The organism is Streptomyces sp. NPDC048506 (genome assembly GCF_040651315.1).
In the GTDB taxonomy this organism is placed as follows: domain Bacteria; phylum Actinomycetota; class Actinomycetes; order Streptomycetales; family Streptomycetaceae; genus Streptomyces.
Genome location: NZ_JBEZIX010000041.1, coordinates 74,697 through 98,540 on the forward strand (window position 1 = coordinate 74,697; position 23,844 = coordinate 98,540).

Annotated in this window: 18 protein-coding genes and 1 pseudogene; 14 read left to right on the forward strand and 5 right to left on the reverse strand. The window is 73.0% G+C overall.

The annotated features are described in order from the left end of the window. The first annotated feature begins 78 nt into the window (after nucleotides 1–78). From AB0C96_RS29310 to AB0C96_RS29325, 4 genes and pseudogenes are all read left to right on the forward strand, one after another. A pseudogene (locus AB0C96_RS29310) lies at nucleotides 79–1,384 on the forward strand (DUF692 domain-containing protein). A 5-nt stretch (nucleotides 1,385–1,389) separates the two neighbouring features. After that, nucleotides 1,390–2,382 (forward strand): TIGR04222 domain-containing membrane protein, encoded by a 993-nt coding sequence (locus AB0C96_RS29315; RefSeq protein ID WP_362921413.1) that lies wholly within the window; start codon nucleotides 1,390–1,392, stop codon nucleotides 2,380–2,382. A 101-nt stretch (nucleotides 2,383–2,483) separates the two neighbouring features. After that, complete coding sequence (locus AB0C96_RS29320; RefSeq protein ID WP_362921415.1) at nucleotides 2,484–3,275, forward strand: TIGR04222 domain-containing membrane protein; 792 nt, start codon at nucleotides 2,484–2,486, stop codon at nucleotides 3,273–3,275. Between the two features lie 84 nt (nucleotides 3,276–3,359). After that, nucleotides 3,360–5,045, forward strand: coding sequence for an alpha/beta hydrolase (locus tag AB0C96_RS29325; RefSeq protein ID WP_362921417.1), 1,686 nt, complete (start codon nucleotides 3,360–3,362; stop codon nucleotides 5,043–5,045). Between the two features lie 77 nt (nucleotides 5,046–5,122). Here AB0C96_RS29325 and hemQ read toward each other — a convergent pair whose 3' ends face one another. Further along, the gene (gene hemQ, locus AB0C96_RS29330) at nucleotides 5,123–5,875 is read right to left on the reverse strand and encodes a hydrogen peroxide-dependent heme synthase (protein ID WP_362921418.1); all 753 of its coding nucleotides are present in this window, start codon (nucleotides 5,873–5,875) and stop codon (nucleotides 5,123–5,125) included. An 11-nt stretch (nucleotides 5,876–5,886) separates the two neighbouring features. Then, on the reverse strand, nucleotides 5,887–7,350 hold the full coding sequence (gene hemG, locus AB0C96_RS29335; protein WP_362921420.1) for a protoporphyrinogen oxidase: 1,464 nt from the start codon (nucleotides 7,348–7,350) through the stop codon (nucleotides 5,887–5,889). Between the two features lie 127 nt (nucleotides 7,351–7,477). Here hemG and AB0C96_RS29340 point away from each other — a divergent pair, with 127 nt between their 5' ends. From AB0C96_RS29340 to AB0C96_RS29355, 4 genes are all read left to right on the forward strand, one after another. Beyond that, entirely contained in the window at nucleotides 7,478–8,650 is a 1,173-nt protein-coding gene (locus AB0C96_RS29340) for a DUF4349 domain-containing protein (RefSeq protein ID WP_362921421.1), read from the forward strand. Between the two features lie 94 nt (nucleotides 8,651–8,744). Then, a complete protein-coding gene (locus tag AB0C96_RS29345) occupies nucleotides 8,745–9,941 on the forward strand; it encodes a thiolase family protein (protein WP_362921423.1) in 1,197 nt (398 codons plus the stop codon). 172 nt (nucleotides 9,942–10,113) lie between these two features. Continuing rightward, a complete protein-coding gene (locus AB0C96_RS29350; protein ID WP_362921425.1) occupies nucleotides 10,114–11,307 on the forward strand; it encodes an aldehyde dehydrogenase family protein in 1,194 nt (397 codons plus the stop codon). 16 nt (nucleotides 11,308–11,323) lie between these two features. Continuing rightward, complete coding sequence (locus tag AB0C96_RS29355; RefSeq protein ID WP_362921427.1) at nucleotides 11,324–12,748, forward strand: FAD-dependent oxidoreductase; 1,425 nt, start codon at nucleotides 11,324–11,326, stop codon at nucleotides 12,746–12,748. 19 nt (nucleotides 12,749–12,767) lie between these two features. Here AB0C96_RS29355 and hemE read toward each other — a convergent pair whose 3' ends face one another. Beyond that, entirely contained in the window at nucleotides 12,768–13,859 is a 1,092-nt protein-coding gene (gene hemE / locus AB0C96_RS29360) for a uroporphyrinogen decarboxylase (protein WP_362921445.1), read from the reverse strand. 117 nt (nucleotides 13,860–13,976) lie between these two features. On the opposite strand from hemE, the gene AB0C96_RS29365 reads away from it, so the two are divergent. From AB0C96_RS29365 to AB0C96_RS29375, 3 genes are all read left to right on the forward strand, one after another. Then, entirely contained in the window at nucleotides 13,977–14,633 is a 657-nt protein-coding gene (locus AB0C96_RS29365) for a DUF3000 domain-containing protein (protein ID WP_362921428.1), read from the forward strand. 360 nt (nucleotides 14,634–14,993) lie between these two features. Beyond that, on the forward strand, nucleotides 14,994–15,656 hold the full coding sequence (locus tag AB0C96_RS29370; RefSeq protein ID WP_362921429.1) for a response regulator transcription factor: 663 nt from the start codon (nucleotides 14,994–14,996) through the stop codon (nucleotides 15,654–15,656). Between the two features lie 78 nt (nucleotides 15,657–15,734). Continuing rightward, the gene (locus AB0C96_RS29375) at nucleotides 15,735–17,021 is read left to right on the forward strand and encodes a ribonuclease D (protein ID WP_362921431.1); all 1,287 of its coding nucleotides are present in this window, start codon (nucleotides 15,735–15,737) and stop codon (nucleotides 17,019–17,021) included. A gap of 76 nt (nucleotides 17,022–17,097) precedes the next feature. Here the strand turns inward: AB0C96_RS29375 and AB0C96_RS29380 are convergent, their stop codons facing one another. Next, nucleotides 17,098–17,778 (reverse strand): PepSY domain-containing protein, encoded by a 681-nt coding sequence (locus AB0C96_RS29380; RefSeq protein ID WP_362921433.1) that lies wholly within the window; start codon nucleotides 17,776–17,778, stop codon nucleotides 17,098–17,100. 274 nt (nucleotides 17,779–18,052) lie between these two features. Between AB0C96_RS29380 and AB0C96_RS29385 the strand changes: the two genes are divergently transcribed. From AB0C96_RS29385 to AB0C96_RS29395, 3 genes are all read left to right on the forward strand, one after another. Further along, a complete protein-coding gene (locus tag AB0C96_RS29385; RefSeq protein WP_362921435.1) occupies nucleotides 18,053–19,279 on the forward strand; it encodes an acetyl-CoA C-acyltransferase in 1,227 nt (408 codons plus the stop codon). Then, nucleotides 19,276–21,408: a 3-hydroxyacyl-CoA dehydrogenase NAD-binding domain-containing protein gene (locus AB0C96_RS29390; protein ID WP_362921436.1), complete on the forward strand. Its 2,133-nt coding sequence runs from the start codon at nucleotides 19,276–19,278 to the stop codon at nucleotides 21,406–21,408. The genes AB0C96_RS29385 and AB0C96_RS29390 overlap by 4 nt, the downstream gene beginning before the upstream one ends. A gap of 130 nt (nucleotides 21,409–21,538) precedes the next feature. Continuing rightward, nucleotides 21,539–21,925, forward strand: coding sequence for an NTP pyrophosphohydrolase (locus AB0C96_RS29395; RefSeq protein ID WP_362921438.1), 387 nt, complete (start codon nucleotides 21,539–21,541; stop codon nucleotides 21,923–21,925). 150 nt (nucleotides 21,926–22,075) lie between these two features. Here AB0C96_RS29395 and AB0C96_RS29400 read toward each other — a convergent pair whose 3' ends face one another. Beyond that, a complete protein-coding gene (locus AB0C96_RS29400; RefSeq protein WP_362921440.1) occupies nucleotides 22,076–23,602 on the reverse strand; it encodes an amino acid permease in 1,527 nt (508 codons plus the stop codon). Nucleotides 23,603–23,844: the final 242 nt, after the last annotated feature.

The following is a 23,844-nucleotide window of genomic DNA, read 5'->3' on the forward strand; positions in this document are numbered from 1 at the left end:
CTCTGAACTCGGCCGGTGCAGGATTCGACGCCCCGTGGCGCGGCATGAGTACCCCGACCACGGAGCGGAGGGGGAAGCATGGAGCGCCTGGGTACGGGTATCGGCTGGCGACCGGAGATCGCCGCGGAGATCGCCGGGCTGCCCGGGGTGGACTGGGTCGAGGTGGTGGCGGAGAACCTCTGCGCGGGCCACCTGCCGTACGCCCTCCAGCAGCTGCGTGAGCGCGGCACGACCGTTGTCCCGCACGGGGTCTCGCTCGGCCTCGGCGGCGCGGACCGCCCGGACCCCGGCCGGCTGGCGGCCCTCGCCGAACGCGCCGAGCTGCTGGGCGCGCCACTGGTCACCGAGCACATCGCGTTCGTCCGGGCCGGCGGGCCGCTCACCGCCTCCCCGGTGATGGAGGCCGGGCATCTGCTGCCGGTGCCGCGCACCCGGGACGCCCTGGACGTGCTCTGCGAGAACGTCCGGATCGCCCAGGCCGCGCTGCCGGTGCCGCTGGCCCTGGAGAACATCGCCGCCCTGATCAACTGGCCGGGCGAGGAGATGACCGAGGGGCAGTTCCTGTCCGAGCTCGTGGAGCGGACCGGGGTGCGGCTGCTCATCGATGTCGCCAACCTCCATACGAACCACGTCAACCGGGGCGAGGACCCGGCCGTCGCGCTCGACGAGCTGCCGGTCGAGGCGATCGCGTATGTGCACGTCGCGGGCGGGGTGGAGCGGGACGGGGTGTGGCACGACAGCCACGCCCACCCGGTGACCCGGCCGGTGCTGGACGTGCTCGCCGAGCTGTGCGCCCGGACCACGCCGCCCGGCGTGCTGCTGGAGCGCGATGACGACTTCCCCGAGGGCGGGGAACTGGCCGCCGAACTCGACGCCATCCGCACCGTGCTCAAGGAGGCCCGTCATGTCGAGGCGGCTTGAGCCCGTACGGGACACGCCCCCGGAACCGCGCACGGACCCCGCCACCGACGCGGCACGCCAGCGGCTGGCGCTGGCACAGGCCGCGCTGCTGTCCGCGCTGGTCGCCGGGGTGCCGGCCCCCGAGGGCTTCGACCGGACCCGGTTGCAGGTGCAGAGCCGGGCGCTGATCGCCAAGCGGGCCGCGGTCGTCGCCAAGGTGGCGCCCGAGCTGCCGGAGCTCCTCGGCACGGACTACCGCGCGGCCTTCGTCGACTATGCGCGGCACCGGCCGATGGGTGGCGGCTACCGGCAGGACGCCCTGGACTTCGCGGCGCACCTGCTGGCCCGGGGCCGTCCCGAAGACCCGGGCGCACGACAGGAGTTGACACGGTGGTGGCGGGACCGGGCCGGTCCCAAGCCGCCGTCCACGCGGCCCGCGGCCCGCCTGGTGCGGGCCCTGCGCCGGATATCCGAACGGGGGTGAGCGGGATGTCCTTCCCGCTGTGGGTGTACGTAGGGCTGGGCGTCTCGTCGTCGGTGCTGGTCGTCGGCGCGGTGCTGGTGCGGTTGCGGACGCCGTCCGTGCGCAGGGCGGCGGCGCGGACGAACGACGTGTGGGAGATGGCGTTCCTCGCCGGGGGTCCCGGGCGGGTGGTGGACGCCGCGGTCGCCGGGATGCACGAGGACGGCCGGCTGGTGGTGGGCGGCCCGGGTGTGGTGACCGTCCGTCAGGCCACCGATCGGCACGCCGTCGAGGCGGCCGTCCTGGACGCGGTCGCCCGCACGCCCGGCGGGGCGCTGACCGCGGTGCGCACCACGGCGATGCGCAGCCCGGCCGTCCAGGGCATCGGTGACGGGCTGGCGGCACGGGGGCTGATGCGCCCTCCGCGGCTGGGCCGGGGCTGGCGCCGGTTGGCGGGTGCCCAGATGACGGCGTGCGGGCTGCTGTTCGTCGCGGCGTTCCTGATGTCGATCTTCGCCGACGACGCGGTCGGATCGGGCGACGAGCAGACCGTCCTCAAGGTCGTCCCGGCGCTGATCGTCGGCGTGCTCATCGCCTCCGCGTGCCGGAAGGTGTTCCACCGTCGGATCACCAAGGCGGGGACGCGTGCGCTGAACTCCGCGAAGGCGGGCAACGCCCAAGGGGGCGCGGGCGGGGCCTGGCAGCCTGCGGCACTGGTGGTGGCGCTCGGCGGCACCGCACTGATCACGGACGAGCTGTTGCGGCAGCAGTTCGAGGAGGCGCAGCGGGCCACCGCGGTCGCCGCCGGCAGCGGGTCCTCGTCGTCGGGGAGTTCGTCGTCGTCCTACGACTCCGGTGGCTCCGGGGACAGTGGCGGCTGGTGCGGTTCGTCCGACGGCGGGTCGGGGTCCGGCTGCGGCGGCTCCTCGTGCGGCGGTGGTTCGAGCTGTGGGGGCGGCTCGTCGTGCGGCGGCGGCTCGTCGTGCGGGGGTGGCGGGGGCGGCTGCGGCGGCAGCTGACGTACGACGGCCGGCGCCGCTCCGCAGCGTGCGCGGTGCGGTCGCCCACAATCTGGGAAATTGCCTGGCGGCGCCGCTGGTCGTCCCGTAGGAACTCTGCCATGTGGTTCCTCTTCCTCCTCGTCGCCTGTGTGGCGGCGGCGTTCTCCTGCGCGCGGGCCTGTCGCATCGCGGTTGCCGTGGCCCGGGCCACCGGTCCGGACCGGCCGTCGGCGCCCGCCCCCGGCCCGGGTCCGGCCACCGCGGACGGCGGTCTGACGCTGTATGAGATGGCCTATCTCTCCGGCGGCCCGCACCGTCTCGCCGATGTGGTCCTGGTGTTGATGGCACAGCAGCGGCGGCTGCTGCTCGCCCACACCGGCTGGGCCACCGTCGTGGACCCGGTCGGCCAGGACGCCGTCGAGCGCGCCACGCTCAGCGCCATAGGGCCCGAGGGGCAGCGCCAGATACCGGCCGTACGGGACACACTGGTGGCCGACGAGGCGGTGCGGACGGTGGCCGACCGGCTGGTGGCCGCGGGGCTCGCGCTGCCGGCCGCGGCCCGCCCGGGCGTCCGCAGTGCGGTCCGCCTGGTGCGGGCCGCCGCCCTCCTGGTGCTGCTGTCCGCCGCGGCGAGCTACTGGTCGGCGCCGGACGACGCGGACGTCGTCGGCCTCGTGGGCTGGTTCGCGCTGCCGATGATCCTCACGCTCGGCACCCTGGCCGTGGCCCGCTTCGAGCTCCATCCCTACAGCGACTGGGCCACCGCCTCGGGCGAACGCCGACTGCCCGGCGCCGCCGGCTCCCCCGGCCCGTCCGCCACCGCCGCCTCACTCACCACGCTCGCCCTCCACGGTCCCGGCGCCCTCACCGACCCCTCCCTTCGCGCCGCGCTCCACTCTTCCGGGGCATAGCGTCCGACACCGGCACCAGGTGCTTTACAACACCAACCAGCGCCCCAACTATCCCTTTTGTATGCACACACGAAGGGACGGCCAGTGAGAGCACTTGCGTTGTACGGCACCATCGGGTCGCTGATCGTGACCGCCCTCGCCACTGCCCCGGCAGGCGGCACCACGAGGGCTCCGGCGGCGCCGCCCGCGCCCGCCTCGCACCGCATCGGCTTCGGCCGCTGCGCAGCCGTGGAGCACCTGCCGTCGTCCGTCGAGTGCGGAGAACTCACCGTCCCCCTGGACTACGCGCGGCCCGACGGCAAGAAGATCCAGCTCACGGTGAGCCGGGTCCGCGCCACCGCGCCCGCCGAGCGTCAGGGCGCCCTGATCTTCAACCCCGGCGGCCCGGGCGCCTCCAGCATGGAGTTCCCGCTCTACGGCGGCCTCCCCAGATGGAGCAAGCTGGCCCGCGCCTACGACCTCGTCGGCTATGCGCCGCGCGGCGTCGGCCGGTCGGCACCGCTGTCGTGCCAGGACCCCAAGGAGTTCATGAAGGCGCCCACCGACAGCCGGATGCACCCCGACGCGGCCTTCAAGCGCACGAAGGTGGCCGAGGCGAAGGCGTACGCCCGCGGCTGCGCCCGCCGGGCCGGGGCGGACCTGCCGTTCTACAACTCCATCAACAACGCCCGCGACCTGGACATGCTGCGGGCCGCGCTGGGCGAGAAGAAGCTGACGTTCATGGGCGCGTCGTACGGGACGTACTTCGGTGCGGTCTATGCGACGCTCTTCCCCGGCCATGTCCGCCGAATGGTCTTCGACAGCGTGGTCAACCCCGACCCACGGCAGATCTGGTACCGCAACAACCTCGACCAGAACCTCGCCTTCGAACGCCGCTGGGGCGACTGGCTGCGCTGGGCCGCCAAGCACGACGACCACTACCACCTCGGGAAGACCCCGCAGGCGGTGCAGCAGTCCTATGACAAGGCCACGGCCCAACTCCGCCGGCAGCCGCTCAACGGCAAGATCGGCCCCGGCCAGCTCCAGTCGGCCTACCTCAAGACCGGCTACAACGACGCCTTCTGGCCGATGCGCGCCGAGGCGCTCTCGGGCTATCTGAACGGCAACCCCAAGGCGCTGATCGCCCAGGCCCTGCCGCAGGAGCGGACGGCCCAGGCCGAGGAGAACACCAACGCCGTCTACACGGCGGTGGAGTGCAACGACGCGTCCTGGCCGCGCTCGTTCAAGACCTGGGACCGGGACAACAGCCGGATGGCGCGGGTCGCGCCGTTCGAGACCTGGGACAACGCCTGGATGAATCTGCCGTGCGCCTTCTGGCCCACCCGGTCGCAGTCGGCCACGGAGGGCCTGGACGACGTGCTCCGCGCGGCGGGCCAGGACGTGGACCAGGAGCTCGCGGACGCCGCCGGGCACGCCGCCGACACCGAGCTCGACGGCGCGCTCCGCGATCAGCAGGGTCCGCTCGACATCCACACCGAGCCCGGCGCGCTGCCGCCGGTGCTGCTGCTGGCGGCCAAGCGGGACGCGGCGACGCCGTACCCGGGTGCGGTCGAGCTCCAGCGGCGGTTCCCCGGCTCCTCGCTGGTCACCGAGAACGGCGCGGGCACCCACGGCATCGCCTTCGGCGAGAACGCCTGTGTGAACGCGTACGCCGAGGCGTACCTGCTGCGCGGGAAGGTCCCGGCGCACAAGGTGTACTGCTCGCCGCGGGCGGAGCCGGTGCCGGGCCAGGCACTGACCCGGGGGCAGCACATGCGTCCGGGGAAGTGAGCCCATCCGCCTGCAACGTGCCGAGGGCCGCCCCCTGGGGGGCGGCCCTCGGCGTGTGGGTGTGCGGGTCGGACGGGTCAGGCCAGACCGGCGACCAGCTCGGCGACCGGCTTGCGCCGCCCCGTGTAGAACGGGACCTCCTCGCGGACGTGCATCCGCGCCTCGGAGCCGCGCAGGTGACGCATCAGGTCGACGATGCGGTAGAGGTCGTCGGCCTCGAAGGCGAGCACCCACTCGTAGTCGCCGAGCGAGAACGACGGCACGGTGTTGGCGCGGACGTCGGGGAAACCGCGGGCCATCTTGCCGTGGTCGGCGAGCATCCGGCGGCGGTCCTCGTCGGGGAGGAGGTACCACTCGTAGGAGCGCACGAAGGGGTAGACGCTGACATAGGCGCGCGGGCGCTCGTCGGCGAGGAAGGCCGGGATGTGCGCCTTGTTGAACTCGGCGGGGCGGTGCAGCGCCATGTTCGACCACACCGGCGCGAGGGCGCGGCCGAACCGGGTGCGGCGGAAGAGGTTGTACGCGTCCTGGAGGGCGTCCGAGCTCTCCGAGTGCCACCAGATCATGACGTCGGCGTCGGCGCGCAGACCGGACACGTCGTAGGTGCCGCGGACCACCACGTCCTTGGCGGCGAGCTGCGTGAACAGCTCCTCGACCTCGTCTGCGTAGCCGCTGCGGTCCTCGGGGAGGACGTCGCGCAGCTTGAACACCGACCAGAGGGTGTAGCGGATGACCTCGTTGAGGTCCTTGGCCTTCTTGCCGGCGTTGGGGGCCTTCTCGGGCGCCGCAGGGGTCTGCGGCGCGGATGCGGGGGTGGAAGCGTCTGTCATGTCGTCCATTCTCACTCGCCGGCGGCGCCGAGCGGCCGCAGGGTGCCGAGCACGTCGTCGGCGGCCTTGTGGGCGGAGGCGATGCAGGCCGGGATGCCGACGCCGTCGTAGAGCGCACCGCACACCCGCAGGCCGGGCAGCTGCGCGACGGCGTCCCGGATGCGGGCCACCCGCTCCAGGTGTCCGACCGGGTACTGGGGCAGTCCGCCGTGCCAGCGGGTGACCTCCGTCGCGACCGGGGCGGCGGTCAGCCCGACCGCCTCGCGCAGGTCCGTACGGGAGAAGTCGACCAGCTCGGAGTCCTCGCGCGCGAGGTCCTCCTCGTCGCCGTGGCGCCCGAGGGAGGTGCGCAGCACGAAGAGGTCCGGGTCCGCGCCGCCGATCCAGCCCCATTTGTTGCTGGCGAAGGTGGACGCCTTGATCTTGCGGCCGTCGACGGGCGGTACGAGGAAACCGCTGCCGGTCAGCCGGGCGGCGACGTCGGAGCGGCGGAAGGCCATGGTGACCAGCGCCATCGAGGCGTACTCGACGGTGGTGAGCTCGGCGACGGCGGGCTTGCAGACGTGCGCGAGGAGCCGGGCGGCGTCCTGCGCGGGGGTGGCGAGGACGACGGCGTCCGCGGTGAGCGAGGCCCCGTCGAGGGTGATCCGCCAGCCGTCCGGGATCCGCCGGACGTCGGTGACGGGCGTACCGGTGCGGATCTCCCCGCCCTTGGCGCGCACCGCCTCGGCCACCGCGCCCGGGAGGGTCCCGATGCCGCCGTCGATGCCCATGAAGACCGGGCCGGTGGCGGTGGGCCCGATCTGGTGGACCGCGGCGGCGGAGCGCGCCTGGATGTCGCGGACGCCGTCGAGCAGCGAGCGGTGCGTCCGGGCGGCCTCGAAGAGCTGCGGTACGGCGGCACGCATCGAGATCTTGTACGCGTCGCCCGCGTACACCCCGCCCAGCAGGGGCTCGACCAGCCGGTCGACTACCTCGCGGCCGAGCCGCCGGGCGACGTACTCGCCGACCGCGACGTCCGCGCCGACCTCGGTGCGCGGCAGCCGGGCGTCCTCCTCGATCCGGGCGAGCCCCTCCGGGGAGATCACTCCGGAGGCGGCGAGCGGACCGAGGTCGCCGGGCACGCCCATCACGTGACCCTTGGGCATCGGGCGCAGCGCCGCGCGGGTCCACAGGGACGCGGTGGCGGTGGTGGGCGGTTGCAGCCGCTCGCCGAGCCCCACGGCGCGGGCGAGCTCCACCGCCTCCGGCCGCCTGGCCAGCATGGATTCGGCACCGAGGTCGACCGGTACGCCGGCGATCGCGCCCGCGCGGAGCTTGCCGCCCAGCCGACCGGACGCCTCCAGGACGGTCACCCGGGCTCCGCCGTCGAGCAGCCGGTGCGCCGCCGCCAGCCCGGAGATGCCTCCGCCGATGACCACCGCGTGGCCGATGCCGCCGGGCCCGTGGGCCGTCCTGGTGTCCGCTGCACTCATGCCTCCACTCTCTCAGAGCGCCCGGGCCGGACCGTGACCGGATCGCGACCTGCGCACGGCAACCGGGGGCCGGGGCTCCCCGTCGAAGGGGCGACATCGACAGGCCATTTCATACGGGGAGCGGTTCATGCGGGGAGCGGAACGAGCGGCCGGACGGGCCACGGGGCGCACGACGGGGTGGGCCACGGGGCGAACGACCGTACCGGCAGGGGGAGTTCGGGCGTCCGGGCGGGGAGCCGCGGCGGCGCTGTTCCTCACCGCGTCGCTGGCGCTCGCCGGGTGCAGCGGCTCGGGCGGGCCGAGTGCGGCGGGCGACGCGCGCTCCGACACGTCGGCGGTGGCACCGAGCCCGGCGGCGGACGGCCGGCAGGGCGGCGGGGCGGCGGCCAGGGCGGGCCGGCCCGGCGCGGCGCCGAAGCTCACCCCGTCGCAGATCATCCGCACCGCCACCCTGACCGTGCAGACCAAGGACGTCACGACGGCGCTGGCGAAGGCGCGGGCGGCGGTCGACGGCGCGGGTGGCTACGCGGCGGACGAGACCACCGACCGGGACCCCGAGGGGCACGACCGGTCGCGGATCGTCCTGCGGGTGCCGCCCGCCGAGTACGACGCGGTGCTGGGGAAGCTGACCGGGCTCGGCAAGCTGCTCTCCCGCGAGGTCTCGGCGAAGGACGTCACCGACCAGGTGGTGGACGTCGACAGCCGGATCAAGACCCAGCGGGCCAGTGTGTCGCGCGTCCGGGAGCTGATGGACAAGGCGACGACGATCAGCGACATCGTGGCGCTGGAGTCCGAGCTCAACTCCCGCGAGGCGGATCTGGAGTCACTGGAGGCCCAGCTGAAGTCGCTCAAGGGCCGGACCGGGATGGCCACCGTGACGCTGCTGCTCCGCCAGCCGGACGCCGCCGCCGAGACGGATTCCGGCGAGCACGAGCCGTCCTTCTCGGAGGCGCTGTCCGGTGGCTGGCACGCGTTCCTCACGGCGGTGCGGTGGGTGCTGGTGGCGATCGGCGCGGTGCTGCCGTTCGCGGTCACCGCGGGCGTGCTGTACGCGCTGTGGCGACTGGTCCGCGACCGGCTGCCGGCCGCCCTGCGGATACGGCGGCGGGCCGGCGGCAAGGGCGGCGCCCGGCAACGGACCGCCCCCGCGCCGATGGCCGCGCCGGTGGCCGGGCAGGCCACCGCACCGGTCGCCGCGCCGGTCACCGGACCGGCCCCTGGGCAGGCCACCGGGCAGGCCGTCGCGCCGCCCGCCGACCCGGCCGACGTCACGGAGGAGGATGACCGAGGTCCCCGTTGACAGCGGGCACCGTCGGGCAAAGACTCGGGTCGGCGGGCGGCGATCTTCGTACCGTCCGCCGACCGTCGAGCCGGGACAGCGAGGACAGGGCCTGATGAGCGACCCACGGGTACGGGATGTCTACATCGTCGATGCGGTACGGACCCCCGTCGGCAAGTACGGCGGCGCGCTGGCCGAGGTCCGCCCCGACGACCTCGCCGCCCACGTGCTGAAGGCCCTGGTGGACCGCACCCCGGACCTCGACCCGGCACGGATCGACGACGTCTGCTTCGGCGATGCGAACGGCGCCGGCGAGGACAACCGCAACGTGGCGCGGATGGCGGTGCTGCTGGCCGGTCTGCCGCCGACCGTCCCCGGGGTGACCGTGAACCGGCTGTGCGGGTCCGGCCTGGAGGCGGTCATCCAGGCGGCCCGCGCCATCGCGCACGGCGACGCACACATCGCGGTGGCGGGCGGGGTGGAGTCGATGAGCCGCGCGCCGTACGTGCTGCGCAAGCCCGAGCGGGCCTTCCCCGCGGGCCACCAGGAGATGTTCTCCTCGACGCTGGGCTGGCGGATGGTCAATCCGCGGATGCGCCCGGAGTGGACGGTGGCGCTGGGCGAGGGCGCCGAGCTGATCGCCGACGGGCACGGCATCACCCGGGAGCAGCAGGACGTCTTCGCGCTGGCCAGCCACCAGAAGGCGGCCCGCGCCTGGCGGGAGGGGGCCTACGACGCCGAGGTCGTGCCGGTCCCGGACGTGGACCTGGAGCGCGACGAGACGATCCGGGAGAACTCCTCCCTGGAGTCCCTCTCCAAGCTGAAGCCGGTCTTCCGCACGGCCGGAGGAACGGTCACGGCCGGCAACTCCTCGCCGCTCAACGACGGTGCGGCGGCGCTGCTGCTGGTGGACGAGGAAGGCCTGCGGGCGACCGGGCGCGAGCCGCTGGCCCGCATCGGCGCGAGCGCGGTGACCGGTGTCGAGCCGCAGCTGTTCGGGCTGGGCCCGGTGGAGGCGGTGCGGCGCGCGCTGGAGCGCTCCGGCCGCGGCTTCGCCGACCTCGCGACCTTCGAGCTCAACGAGGCCTTCGCGGCCCAGGCGCTGGGCTGCATCGGCCAGTGGCCCGACCTCGACCCGTCCGTGGTGAACCCGCGCGGCGGCGCCATCGCCATCGGCCACCCGCTCGGTGCGTCCGGCGCCCGTCTCGCGGGCGCGGTGGCCCACCAGCTCGCCGCCCTCGGCTCGGGCACCGGCCTCGCCGCCCTCTGCATCGGCGTGGGGCAGGGGCTGGCGCTCGTCCTGGAGCGCTAGCCAGGGCGTGTCCGCTCGGGTGCCCGGCGGCACGCCGTGCGCGGCGATCCGCGCCGGGCGCGGTACGTTCGACACGCCCCGGCACGGCGGCCCGGATCACCCTGGAAGGGCTGGACCGCACCCCACACCTGCTCATCCATCAACTCTCTGTTCCCGACCGGAGGTTGGCGCGATGGCCCTGCTCGACCCGACCAACTGGCACTCCCTGCACGGCGGTACGGCGGAGGCGGTCGAGCCCGCGACGGGCGAGGTGCTCGGCACCTTCATGCTCGCCGCCGCCTCCGATGTCGAGCGGGCCTCGGTCGCCGCGGCGCGCGCCCAGCGGAGCTGGGCCGGGACGCCGTACCCGGAGCGGGCCGCGGTGCTCCGCCGGGCCGGCGATCTGATCCGACGGCACGAAGCGGAGATCGCCGAGTGGATCATCCGGGAGTCCGGCAGCATCCGGGGCAAGGCCGACTTCGAGATCCGCGCGGCGGCCGAGGAGTGCTACGAGGCCGCTGCCCTCGCCCACCGCCCGCTCGGGCAGGTGCTCCCCTCCGCCGCGCCCCGCCTGTCGTACACGACCCGGGTGCCGGCCGGCGCCGTCGGGCGCGGCGTCGGCGAACTGGCCGCCCGCCACCTCAAGCGCTCCCACCTGGAGCTGGGCGGCAACAGCGCCCTCCTTGTGCTGGAGGACGCCGACCTGGACGCCGCGATGTCCACCGCCGCCTGGGCCTCCTTCTTCCACCAGGGCCAGATCTGCATGACCGCGGGCCGGCACCTCGTCCACGCCTCCCTCTACGACGACTACGTGGAGCGGTTGGCGGCCAGGGCCGATGCGCTCACCGTCGGGGACCCGTTCCGCGAGCAGGTGCACCTCGGCCCGGTCATCGACCGCGGCCGGCTCGACAAGATCGACGAGCTGGTGCGCAGCAGCGCGGCGGCCGGCGTACGGATCGCCGCCGGCGGCCGGCACCACGCGCTGTTCTACCGCCCGACGGTGCTGGCCGACGCGGGCCCCGGCTACGGGTCCGGGTCCGTGGGCTCCTCCCCCGCCTACGGCCGGGAGGTGTTCGGCCCGGTGGCGCCGGTGCGCGCCTTCCAGACCGCGGACGAGGCCGTCGCACTCGCCGGCGACTCCGACTACGGCCTCGCGCTCGGCATCGTCACCCGCGACACCACCCGCGCCCTCGACCTCGCCGACCGCATCCCCACCGGCCTGCTCCACATCAACGACCAGACGGTCAACGACGAACCGATCGCCCCGTTCGGCGGCCTGGCCGATTCCGGCACCGGCTCGCGCTTCGGCGGCGACGCCAACCTCGATGCGTTCACCGAGACCCGTTGGACGACGGTCCGCGCCACGCCGGCCGCGTACCCCTTCTGAGCCGGAGGAGTTGACCATGACGGAGCGGCTGGTGGTCGTCGGGGGCGATGCCGCGGGGATGTCCGCGGCATCGCAGGCACGGCGGCTGAGGAAGCCGGACGAGCTGGCGATCACCGCGTTCGAGCGCAGCCACTTCACCTCGTACTCCGCCTGCGGCATCCCGTACTGGGTGGGCGGGGTGGTCGACGGGCCGGATGCGCTGATCGCGCGGACGGCGCAGGAGCACCGCGCCCGGGACATCGACCTGCGGATGCGGACCGAGGTCACCGAACTCGACCTGGACCGCGGCCGGGTGCGCACCCGGGAGCTGGACAACGGCGGCCGGGAGTCCTGGACCGGCTTCGACAAACTGGTGCTGGCGACCGGTGCCCGACCGCGGCGACCCGCCCTGCCCGGGATCGACGCGCCTGGGGTGTACGGCGTGCAGACCCTGGACGACGGCCGGGCACTGCTGGACGGGCTGGACGCGTCCCCGGGGCGGCGGGCGGTGGTGGTCGGCGCCGGCTACATCGGCGTGGAGATGGCCGAGGCGCTGATCCACGGCGGCTACCACGTCACGGTCCTGGAGCAGAGCACACAGCCGATGTCGACCCTCGACCCGGACATGGGCGCGCTGGTCCACGAGGCGATGTGCGGGTTGGGCATCGAGACGGTGCGCGGTGCGACCGTCACCGGCGTGCTGACCGAGGAGGACACCGCGGGCGCCTCCCTGCCCGGGCGGAGCCGAGGAGAAGGAGGAGGGCGGGTCCGCGCGGTCACCACCGAGGACGCCGAGTACCCGGCGGACGTGGTCGTCCTGGGCATGGGCGTCCGCCCCGAGACCGCGCTGGCCGCCGCGGCCGGGCTGCCGCTGGGCGAGTCCGGTGGGCTGCTCACGGACCTGGCGATGCGGGTGCGCGGCCACGACGCCGTCTGGGCCGGCGGTGACTGCGTCGAGGTCCTCGACCTGGTCTCCGGCCACACCCGCCATATCGCGCTGGGCACCCACGCCAACAAGCACGGCCAGGTCATCGGCACCAACGTGGGCGGCGGCTACGCGACGTTCCCGGGGGTGGTCGGCACCGCGGTCAGCAAGGTCTGCGATCTGGAGATCGCCCGGACCGGTCTGCTGGAGCGCCACGCCCGCGCCGCCGGGCTGCGCTTCGTCACCGTGACCGTCGAGTCGACCAGCCGCGCCGGCTACTACCCGGGCGCCCGCCCGATGCACGTCAAGATGCTCGCCGAGCGCCGCACGGGACGGCTGCTCGGCGTGCAGATCGTCGGCCGCGAGGGTGCCGGCAAGCGGGTGGACATCGCGGCGGTCGCGCTGACCGCCGGAATGACGGTGGAGCAGATGACCGCCCTCGACCTCGGCTACGCCCCGCCGTTCTCCCCGGTCTGGGACCCGGTACTGGTGGCGGCCCGCAAGGCCGCCGGCGCCGTACGGGCGGCCGGCGACTGACCGCCGCGCGGCGCCGGGCTCAGCGGGCCGTCTGGGTGTGGACGTACTCGACGAGCCGGGTCAGCGCGTCCGGGTCGGTGCTGGGCAGCACGCCGTGGCCGAGGTTGAAGATGTGCCCTTCGAGGCCGGCGGCCGCGTCGAGGACCTCGCGGGCCTTGGTCTCGACGGCCTCACGGGGGGCGAAGAGGACCGCGGGGTCGAGGTTGCCCTGGAGCACCTTGCCGGGGCCGACCCGGCGGGCCGCCTCGTCCAGCGGCACCCGCCAGTCGACACCGACGACGTCCGCGCCGGCCTCGCCCATCAGGCCGAGGAGTTCGCCGGTGCCGACGCCGAAGTGGAAGCGGGGTACGCCGAGGCCCTCGACGGCCTGGAAGACCTTGGTGGAGGCGGGCATCACGGAGCGACGGTAGTCGGCGGGCGCCAGCGCGCCGACCCAGGAGTCGAAGAGCTGGATCGCGCTGGCGCCGGCCTCGATCTGGACCTTGAGGAAGGCGGCGGTGATGTCGGCGAGGCGGTCGAGCAGGTCGGCCCAGAGCTGCGGGTCGCCGTACATGAGGGCCTTGGTGCGCTCGTGGTTGCGGGACGGGCCGCCCTCGACGAGGTAGCTGGCGAGCGTGAAGGGCGCACCGGCGAAGCCGATCAGGGGAGTGCCGCCGAGCTCGCGGACGAGCATGCCGATGGCCTCGGTGACGTACGGAACGTCGCCGGGCTCCAGGTCGCGCAGCTGGGCGAGGTCGGCGCGGGTGCGGATCGGGTTCTCGACGACCGGGCCGATGCCGGGCTTGATGTCGAGGTCGATGCCGATCGCCTTGAGCGGGACGACGATGTCGCTGTAGTAGATGGCGGCGTCCACGCCGTGGCGGCGCACGGGCTGGAGGGTGATCTCGGTGACCAGCTCGGGCAGCGTGCAGGAGTCGAGCATCGCGATGCCCTCGCGGACCTTGCGGTACTCGGGCAGCGAGCGCCCGGCCTGGCGCATGAACCACACCGGGGTGTGGGGCACCGGCTCGCGCCGGCAGGCCTTGAGGAAGGCCGAGTCGTACGTACTGGTCCGCTGCTGGCCCGCGCTGGGGGTGCCCCCTGCTCGATCGGAGTCGAGAGCTTGGGGGATGTCGTTGGCGCTCACGCCCCAAATCTTCGCACGCGCCCCAGGGCGCCTCCGAATGGGCGACGCGCATACCGGGTGTCCTCCGCGTATGCGGGGCCGGTTCCGCCTAATCTTCCGGGCATGGCTGCGGCTCACGAACACCTCGCGGACAGCGCGGACGAGGTCCCGATCCCCTTCCGGCAGGCGGTCGAGGCGCTCCGGTCGGCACGGCTGCGACCGGAGATCGAGATCGACCCGACGCCCGCGCCGAAACGGCTCGCCCCGTTCGCCTACGCGCTGGAGGCAGCGGTCGTCGAGCACGGCGCCGGCCCGGGGGACGAGGACCGGGACCTGGCGGACGGACGGCTGGTGCTGCTGCACAACCCGGCCGGGGACGAGACCTGGCAGGGCACCTTCCGCGTGGTGACGCTGGCCCGGGCCGAGCTGGAGCCGGAGATGGGCGCCGATCCGCTGCTGCCGGAGGTGTCCTGGTCGTGGCTGACCGGTGCGCTGAACGCCCGCGCGGTGCGCTACGGGGCGCCGAGCGGCACGGTGACCCGGGCCGGGTCGTCGTACTTCGGTGCGCTGGCGGAACGCGAGCCGGCGACACAGATCGAGATCCGGGCGTCCTGGACACCGGTCGAGGGCCCCGGCGGGGTACCGGACCTGGCGGCCCATCTGGCGGCGTGGTGCGACCTGCTCTGCCAGGTCGCCGGGTTGCCGCCGGCCACCCCCGACATGGCGCCGCGCGGCGGCGTGGTCCCGCTGCCGCAGCGCCGCGGCGCACAACCGCGCTAGGCCCCACACCGCCCGCCACGTCCCCTCCCTCCCCCGTCCCGAGCGGTCCGGCGCACCGTTACGGCACGCAGCCCCGGTACACAGTCCACGCACGGAGTCCACGTACAGGGTCCGGGTGCGTCGTTCCATCGCGCCCACCCTGATCACGTTCGGGTACGGCTGTGATCACCTCGCTATGCACTCCGTGCCCACACCTGATCGATCACCCATCCGATTTGCCCGAATTGCCCCTAACTAAATCGTGATCAAAGTCTAAAGTCCCGCCTGATTGCTGCCGAAGAGGTCAGTGACCCTTCAAATACGGATCATTCCGGCTCCCCCAAGCCGGCTTCCGTCCCCGCCACTCCCCCAGGAGGCCCGGTGTCTGTTCTCCTCGAGCAACCTTCGAGCCTGGTCGCCTACCGCCCGAACAAGCCGACGGCCATGGTCGTCGTGGCCGACCCTCGCGTCCGCTCCACCGTCACCCGCCACCTGTGGGCCCTCGGAGTACGTGACGTGATCGAGGCATCGTCCATCGCGGAGGCCCGTCCCCGCGTCGGCAACCCGCGCGACATCTGCGTTGCCGACGTCCACCTTCCCGACGGCTCCGGCCTCACGCTGCTGTCCGAGACCCGGGCGGCCGGCTGGCCCAACGGTCTGGCGCTCTCCGCGGCCGACGACATCGGCGCCGTACGCAACGCCCTGGCCGGCGGCGTCAAGGGCTACGTCGTCACCGGCACCCGCACCAACCTGGGCATTCCCGGTCGCCCCGGCACCTCTCCGATCGGCGCCACCGCGGCACGCATGCAGCGCCGCCCGCCGGGCGCGCCCGGTCACCCCGGTGGCTACCGGGAGCTGTCCGGCCGCGAGGTCGAGGTGTTGCGGCTGGTGGCGGAGGGCCAGTCCAACAAGGCCATCGGCGTCTCCATGGGGCTGTCGGCGCTGACCGTCAAGAGCCACCTCGCCCGGATCGCCCGCAAGCTGGGCACCGGCGACCGGGCCGGAATGGTCGCGGTCGCGCTGCGCACCGGCATCATCCACTGACCCTTTTGCCCGCCCCGCTCGCCCGTCGAGGGAACGTTCCCTCGACGGGCGACGTGCATACACAGATACCCTTGACTGGTGACCGACGCCCAAAAGACCGCAGCAGACACGACAGACACGACACTGCGAGCCGGAGACCCTCCTCCGGACCCCAGCCCGGCGCCGGTCCCTCTCCTGGAACCCCGTGAGGGCATCCCCCCGGTGACCGCCACGGAAGAGGCGCTCGCCGAGGTCGTGGCCGCCTTCGCGGCCGGCACCGGCCCGGTGGCCGTCGACGCCGAGCGAGCCTCGGGCTACCGCTACGGCCAGCGCGCCTACCTCGTCCAGCTGCGCCGCGAGGGCGCCGGCAGCGCGCTGATCGACCCGGTCGGCTGTCCCGACCTGTCGGCGCTGGGCGAGGCGATCGGCGACGCCGAATGGGTGCTGCACGCCGCCAGCCAGGACCTGCCGTGCCTGCGCGACATAGGGATGGCTCCCTCCCAGCTGTTCGACACCGAGCTCGCCGGGCGGTTGGCCGGCTTCGCCCGGGTCGGCCTGGGCGCGATGGTCGAGAACGTCCTCGGCTTCGCCTTGGAGAAGGGCCACTCCGCCGTCGACTGGTCCACCCGGCCGCTGCCCGAGCCCTGGCTGCGCTACGCCGCGCTCGACGTGGAACTGCTGGTGGACCTGCGCGATGCGCTGGAGGAGGAGTTGACCCGGCAGGGGAAGTTGGAGTGGGCCCGGCAGGAGTTCGCCGCGATCGCCGCCGCTCCCCCGCCGCCGCCCCGCAAGGACCCCTGGCGCCGGACGTCCGGTATGCACAAGGTGCGCCGGCGCCGCCAGATGGCGGTCGTACGGGAACTGTGGACGGCCCGCGACCAGGTCGCCCAGCGGCGTGACGTGTCGCCGGGCAAGGTGCTCGGTGACGCCGCGATCGTGGAGGCCGCGCTGCACCTGCCGCAGAGCAGCCACGCCCTGGCGGCGCTGCCCGGCTTCGGGCACCGCATGGGCCGCCGGCAGCTGGAGCAGTGGCAGGCCGCCGTCGACCGCGCCCGCGCGCTGCCCGAGAGCGAGCTGCCGCAGCCGGGTCAGCCGCTCAACGGCCCGCCGCCGCCCCGTTCCTGGGCCGACAAGGACCCCGTCGCGGCGGCCCGCCTGTCGGCCGCCCGCGCGGCGGTGACGGCGCTCGCCGAGCGTCTGAACCTCCCGCAGGAGAACCTGATCGCCCCGGACACGGTGCGCCGGCTGTGCTGGGAGCCGCCGGCCGTCCCCGCCGAGGAGTCGGTCGGCACGGTCCTGGCCGGCCACGGCGCACGCGCCTGGCAGATCGAGCAGGTCGCACCGATCCTCACGGAGGCGCTGCGGACGGTCCCGGACACCGACTGACGCGACCGACGAGCGCCCGCCGGCCGGTTTCCGGCGGGCCTCCCGCCATGGCGGGAGGCCCGGTACCGGCGCGGCCTCAGTCCTGGTCGACGTGCATCCGCAGCACCTTGCCGGTCACCGCGTCGATCTCATAGGTCGTCAGGTTCCAGTCGTCCCGGGTCACGACGTCGACGGACCAGGCCACCGCGTCGCTGCCGTTGCGGGCCTCGCCGAGTGCGACCCCGCTGACGGTGCCGTCGGTCGACCGGGTGGCGGTCCGTGCCGCCTGTGGGGCGGTGACGGTGGCCTTGGCCAGCCGGGTCGCGAGGCGCTTCTTGTCGTCGGCGTCGTCGGACTCGGTGCGCGGTCTGCCGGCCTCGCCGGAGACCGCGTCGACCCGGACGATGTGCGCCGTTCCGTCGGAGTTGGTGACCGCGGTCTCCCAATACGGTTTGCGGGGCGTGCCCTTGAGTTCGGCCGCGACCGGCTCGGCCTTGGGAACCGCCGCCACCGCCGCGCCCAGCGCCTCCTCGTAGGTCACCTTGGCCGCCGGGATCAGCGCCTTCCGCTTCTGCTGGTCCGCGGTGAGCGTGGCGCTCGGGCGGGTGTGGGCGGAGGCCGCCACCGCGCGGGAGGGGACCGCGCTGCCGTCGTCGCGTCCGGTGTCGGCGGTGCCGTCCGAGGTGGCAGTGGCGCAGCCCGACAGCAGCGCGCCGGCGGCGGTCAGGGCGCAGACCAGCCCGAGGGCACGGGGCGCGGCCGACCGCCGGCGCCCCATCACGACACCTCTCCTCTTCGTACCCATATGCGCACTTTAAGTGCGCGAGGGAATGAATTGCGCCAGGACCCGACGACATCCGGCCCCTTTCGGTCGGTCGATTCCGCCTCTCGGGGCGCGGGCGACCGGCCCGCCACACCTCCGTCGGGTGTGACCTTCACCGCTCCGGGCGGTGGGGGTGTGCAGCTTGGTTACCCGTAAGTAGCATGTGGGTGTGAAGCGTCCCTGGGGGCGCGCCACAGCAGTGCCATCCCGCACCTGGAGGAGAGCCAACGTGCCTCGTACCGCTAGGGACGTCGTCTTCGTCGACGGCGTCCGCACCCCGTTCGGCAAGGCGGGCCCGAAGGGCATCTACCACGAGACCCGCGCCGACGATCTCGTCGTGAAGGCCATCCGGGAGCTGCTGCGCCGCAACCCGGACCTGGACCCCGCGAAGATCGACGAAGTCGCCATCGCCGCGACCACGCAGATCGGTGACCAGGGCCTGACCCTGGGCCGCACCGCCGGCATCCTCGCGGGCCTCCCGCAGTCCGTGCCCGGCTACTCCATCGACCGCATGTGCGCCGGTGCGCTGACCGCCGTCACCACCACCGCCGGCTCCATCGCCTTCGGCGCGTACGACGCCGTCATCGCGGGCGGTGTCGAGCACATGGGCCGCCACCCCATGGGCGAGGGCGTCGACCCGAACCCGCGGTTCGTGTCCGAGAAGCTCGTCGACGAGTCGGCCCTGTTCATGGGCATGACCGCGGAGAACCTCCACGACCGCTACCCGCAGATCACCAAGCTGCGCGCCGACGAGTACGCCGTGCGCTCGCAGGAGAAGGCGGCGAAGGCGTACGCCAACGGGAAGATCCAGCAGGACCTGGTCCCGATCTCGGTGCGCAACACCAACGCCGAGGTCGGCGAGACCGGTTGGGGCCTGGTGACCGCCGACGAGCCGATGCGTCCGGGCACCACCCTGGAGAACCTGGCCGGCCTCAAGACCCCGTTCCGTACGCACGGCCGGGTCACGGCGGGCAACGCCGCGGGCCTCAACGACGGCGCGACCGCCTCGATCATCGCCTCCGAGGACTTCGCCCGGGAGAACGGTCTCCCGGTCAAGATGCGCCTGGTCTCCTACGCCTTCGCGGGCGTCGAGCCGGAGGTCATGGGCTACGGTCCGATCCCGGCGACCGAGAAGGCGCTCGCCAAGGCGGGCCTGGGCATCGGCGACATCGGCCTGTTCGAGATCAACGAGGCGTTCGCCGTGCAGGTGCTCGCCTTCCTCGACCACTACGGCATCGCCGACGACGACGCGCGGGTCAACCAGTACGGCGGCGCCATCGCCTTCGGTCACCCGCTGGCCTCCTCCGGCGTCCGGCTGATGACCCAGCTGGCCCGCCAGTTCGAGGAGCAGCCCGAGGTCCGCTACGGCCTCACCACCATGTGCGTCGGCTTCGGCATGGGCGCCACGGTCATCTGGGAGAACCCGCACCACAAGGACGCCGGAGGCGACAAGTGAGCACCACCACCGCTGAGCTCCTGAAGGGCGCCGCCGAGCTGTTCCCGGACGAGGTCGTCACGTCGGCGCACGTACGCCACCTCGAACTCCCCTATGGGGCGGGCCGGTTCGCGCTGATCACGCTGGACAACGGCTTCGACCACACCAAGCCGACCACCTTCGGGCCGGGCTCGCTGGCGAACCTCAACGCCGCGCTCGACCAGGTCGAGAAGGAGGCCGCGGACGGCGACATCGTCGGCGTCGGCCTCACCGGCAAGCCGTTCATCTTCGCGGTCGGCGCCGACCTCAAGGGCGTCGAGCTGCTCAAGCAGCACTCGGACGCGCTGGCCATCGGCAAGGGCGGCCACGAGGTCTTCAAGCGGCTGTCCGGGCTCGCCGTACCGACCTTCGCGTACTACAACGGCGCCGCCATGGGCGGTGGCGTCGAGGTCGGTCTGCACTGCTCGTACCGCACGGTGTCCAAGGCGCTGCCGGCGTTCTCGCTGCCCGAGGTCTTCCTGGGTCTGGTCCCGGGCTGGGGCGGCTGCGCCCTGCTGCCGAACCTCATCGGCGCGGACAAGGCGGTCTCGGTCATCATCGAGAACTCGCTCAACCAGAACAAGCAGCTCAAGGGCCAGCAGGTCTTCGACCTCGGGATCGCCGACGCGATCTTCGAGGGCGCGGACTTCCTGGAGCAGTCGCTGGTGTGGACGGCCAACGTCCTCAAGGGCGAGGTCTCCGTCGAGCGTCCCGAGGTCGACCGCGGTGAGGCCTGGGACCAGGCCGTCGCGCGCGGCAGGTTCATCGCCGACGGCAAGGTGCACGGCGCCGCCCCGGCCGCGTACCGTGCGCTGGACATCATCGCCGCCGCCAAGAGCGGTGACCTCCAGGCCGGTTTCGACGCCGAGGACCAGGCGCTCGCCGACCTGATCATGGGCGGCGAACTCCGCGCCGGTATCTACTCGTTCAACCTGGTGCAGAAGCGCGGCAAGCGGCCCGCCGGTGCGCCGGACAAGAACCTGGCGCGCCCGGTCACCAAGGTCGGTGTCGTCGGCGCCGGTCTGATGGCCTCTCAGCTCGCGCTGCTCTTCCTGCGCCGTCTGGAGGTGCCGGTCGTGCTGACCGACATCGACCAGGAGCGGGTCGACAAGGGCGTCGGGTACGTCCACGCCGAGATCGACAAGCTGCTCGGCAAGGGCCGGATCAACCAGGACAAGGCCAACCGCCTCAAGGCCCTGGTGACCGGCGTGCTGGACAAGGCCGAGGGCTTCGCCGACGCGGACTTCATCATCGAGGCGGTCTTCGAGGAGATCGGCGTCAAGCAGCAGGTGTTCGCCGAGGTCGAGGCCGTGGCGCCGGCGCACGCCATCCTCGCCACCAACACCTCCTCGCTGTCGGTCACCGAGATGGCGTCGAAGCTGAAGCACCCCGAGCGGGTCGTGGGCTTCCACTTCTTCAACCCGGTCGCGATCCTGCCGCTGCTGGAGATCGTCCGCGGTGAGAAGACCGACGACGCCTCGCTGGCCACCGCCTTCGGCGTCGCCAAGAAGCTGAAGAAGACCGCGGTGCTGGTCAAGGACGCCCCGGCGTTCGTCGTGAACCGCATCCTGACCCGCTTCATGGGCGAGATCCAGAACGTCATCGACGAGGGCACGCCCGTCGACGTCGCCGAGAAGGCCATCGAGCCGCTCGGTCTGCCGATGTCGCCGCTGGTGCTGCTGGAGCTCGTCGGCCCGGCGATCGGTCTGCACGTCTCGGAGACCCTCAACGGGGCGTTCCCCGAGCGCTTCAAGGTCTCCCCCAACCTGAAGGCCGTGGTCGAGGCCGGCAAGCGCGGCTTCTACGTCTACGACTCCGGCAAGCCGGAGCTGGACCCCGAGGTCGCGGCGCTGCTCAAGCAGGGCGACTCGGTGCTGACGGAGGGCCAGGTCCGCGACCGCGTCCTGGACGCCGTCGCGCAGGAGATCGGCCTGATGCTGGACGAGGGCGTGGTCGCCGAGGCGCAGGACGTCGACCTCTGCCTGATCACCGGCGCCGGCTGGCCCTTCCACCTGGGCGGCATCACGCCGTACCTGGACCGTGAGGGCGTCTCCGAGCGGGTGACCGGCAAGAAGTTCCTGGCCCCGGGCGTGGCGAGCGTGCCCGCGTAACGGTGCGGGACTGAGGACGGATGCGCGGGCCGGCTCGGTGGAGCCGGCCCGCGCTTCGTCGTGTTCCGGGCCCGTGGTGCGGGGCCGGCGGCAGCGGTGACGGCGGCGACGGCCGTGGGAGGCTTGCGCCATGGATTCCTTGGTCATTGTCGATGCCGCAAACGTCGTCGGCTCGGTGCCCGACGGCTGGTGGCGGGACCGGCGCGGTGCGGCGGAGCGGCTGCGGGACGCGCTGCCGGCCCGTGCGGCGGACGGGCTGCCGGGGCTGGTCGCGGCACCGCTGGAGATGGTGCTGGTGGTGGAGGGCGCGGCGCGCGGCGTGTCGTCCGTGGAGGGCGTACGGGTGGTGTCGGCGGCCGGCAGCGGCGACGACCGGATCGTCGAGCTGGTGGCGGAGGAGGGCGCCGGACGGGACTGCCTGGTGGTCACCGCGGACCGGGGGCTGCGCGAACGGGTCCAGGCGCTGGGCGCGCGGGTGACGGGGCCGCGGGCGGTGTGGGGACGGAACGGTAGCTGAGGGTTGTCCCGTAGGGGTGCTGCGCCCCGGTCGTGCAGTGGGAGCGTGTGAGGGCCCCGTACGCCGTGGGCGTACGGGGCCGGTCGGAACGGTCAGGGCCGGTCGGAACGGTCAGGGCCGGTCGGGGCGGGAGGCGTCAGGGGGTCCTGTTCAGCCCTTGCCCGCCTGCTCGTTGCGCCTGCCGAGGCGGCTGTGGGTGCGCCCGTACACGAAGTAGACGCAGAATCCGGCCGCCATCCAGATCGCGAACCGGACCCAGGTCTCGGCGGGCAGGTTGAGCATCAGCCACACCGAGGCCAGGACGGACAGCATCGGCACCACCGGCACCCCCGGGGTGCGGAAGGCGCGGTGCAGGTCGGGACGGGAGCGGCGCAGCAGGACCACGCCGATGGCGACCACGACGAACGCGAACAGCGTGCCGATGTTGACCAGTTCGGCGAGCACGTCGATGGAGGTGAAACCGGAGGCGATGGCGACCACCACGCCCAGGACGATGGTCGACCGGTACGGGGTGCCGTACTTGGGGTGGGACAGTGAGAAGACCCGGGGCAGCAGCCCGTCCCGGCTCATCGCGAAGAACACCCGGCTCTGGCCGAGCAGCAGGATCATGCAGACCGAGGTCAGGCCGACCGCCGCACCGAAGCTGATCACCCCGGCGAAGAAGGGCTTTCCGAGGTCCTTGAAGGCGTCGGCGAGCGGGGCGTCGGTGGAGAGCTTGCTGTACTTCTCCATGCCGGTGACCACGACGGACACCGCGACGTAGAGGACCGTGCAGATGGCCAGCGAGCCGAGGATGCCGCGCGGCACGTCGCGCTGCGGGTTGCGGGTCTCCTCGGCGGCGGTGGCCACGATGTCGAAGCCGATGAACGCGAAGAAGACCACCGCCGCGGCGGCGAAGATGCCCATGGTGCCGAAGTTGGACGGGGTGAAGCCGAACATCAGCTGCGCCAGCGGGGCGCTCAGTCCGCCGCCGGACGGGGCCGGCTCGCTGGGCGGCACGAACGGCTCGTAGTTGGCGCCGCTGATCAGGAAGGCGCCGGCGATGATGACGAGCAGGACGACGGTGACCTTGACGCCGACGACCACCGCCGTCACCCGCGAGGACAGCTTCATCCCGAACACCAGGATGGCGGTCAGCACCAGCACCAGGACACAGGCCAGGAGGTCGAAGCCGAAGTGCCCCTCATGGGTGCCGGCGAGACCGGCCGGCAGGTGCCACCCGACGCTGTCCATAAGCGAGCGGATGTAGCCGGACCAGCCGACGGCGACCACCGCACAGCCCAGGGCGAGCTCCAGGATGAGGTCCCAGCCGATGATCCAGGCGGGCAGTTCGCCCAGTGAGGCGTACGAGAAGGTGTAGGCCGATCCGGCGACCGGCACGGTGGAGGCGAACTCCGCGTAGCACAGCGCCGCCAGCGCGCATACCACGCCCGCGACGACGAAGGAGAGTGCGACGGCGGGCCCGGCCTGCTCCTTGGCGATTTTTCCGGTGAGGACGAAGATGCCGGTGCCGATGACGACACCGACACCGAAGACGGTCAGATCGAACGCGGACAGGGACTTCTTGAGCGTGTGCTCCGGCTCCTCGGTGTCCAGGATCGACTGCTCGACAGTCTTCGTCCGGAACAGACCGCGATTGCGGCGCGAATCGTGTGGTGTGCCGTGCTGTGTGCTCATGGGCGAACCTCCGCCTGGACGTCCCTGGCAACTCTCCTGAACTGACCGAGTCTCCGCAATGTCGGGAAACAGTCAGCTTCGGCGGGCCTCCGGGCGGCGGTTATTCACCCGATGGGGTGGTTCGACCGGTATGCCGATGGGCCGGGTCGGTCATCCGTCTCCTCCCTCGATGCGTCGGAGGGGTGATCGCGTAAAGATATGCCCGGGCAATCTGGATTACGGGCATTTTGACGTGGCTTGCG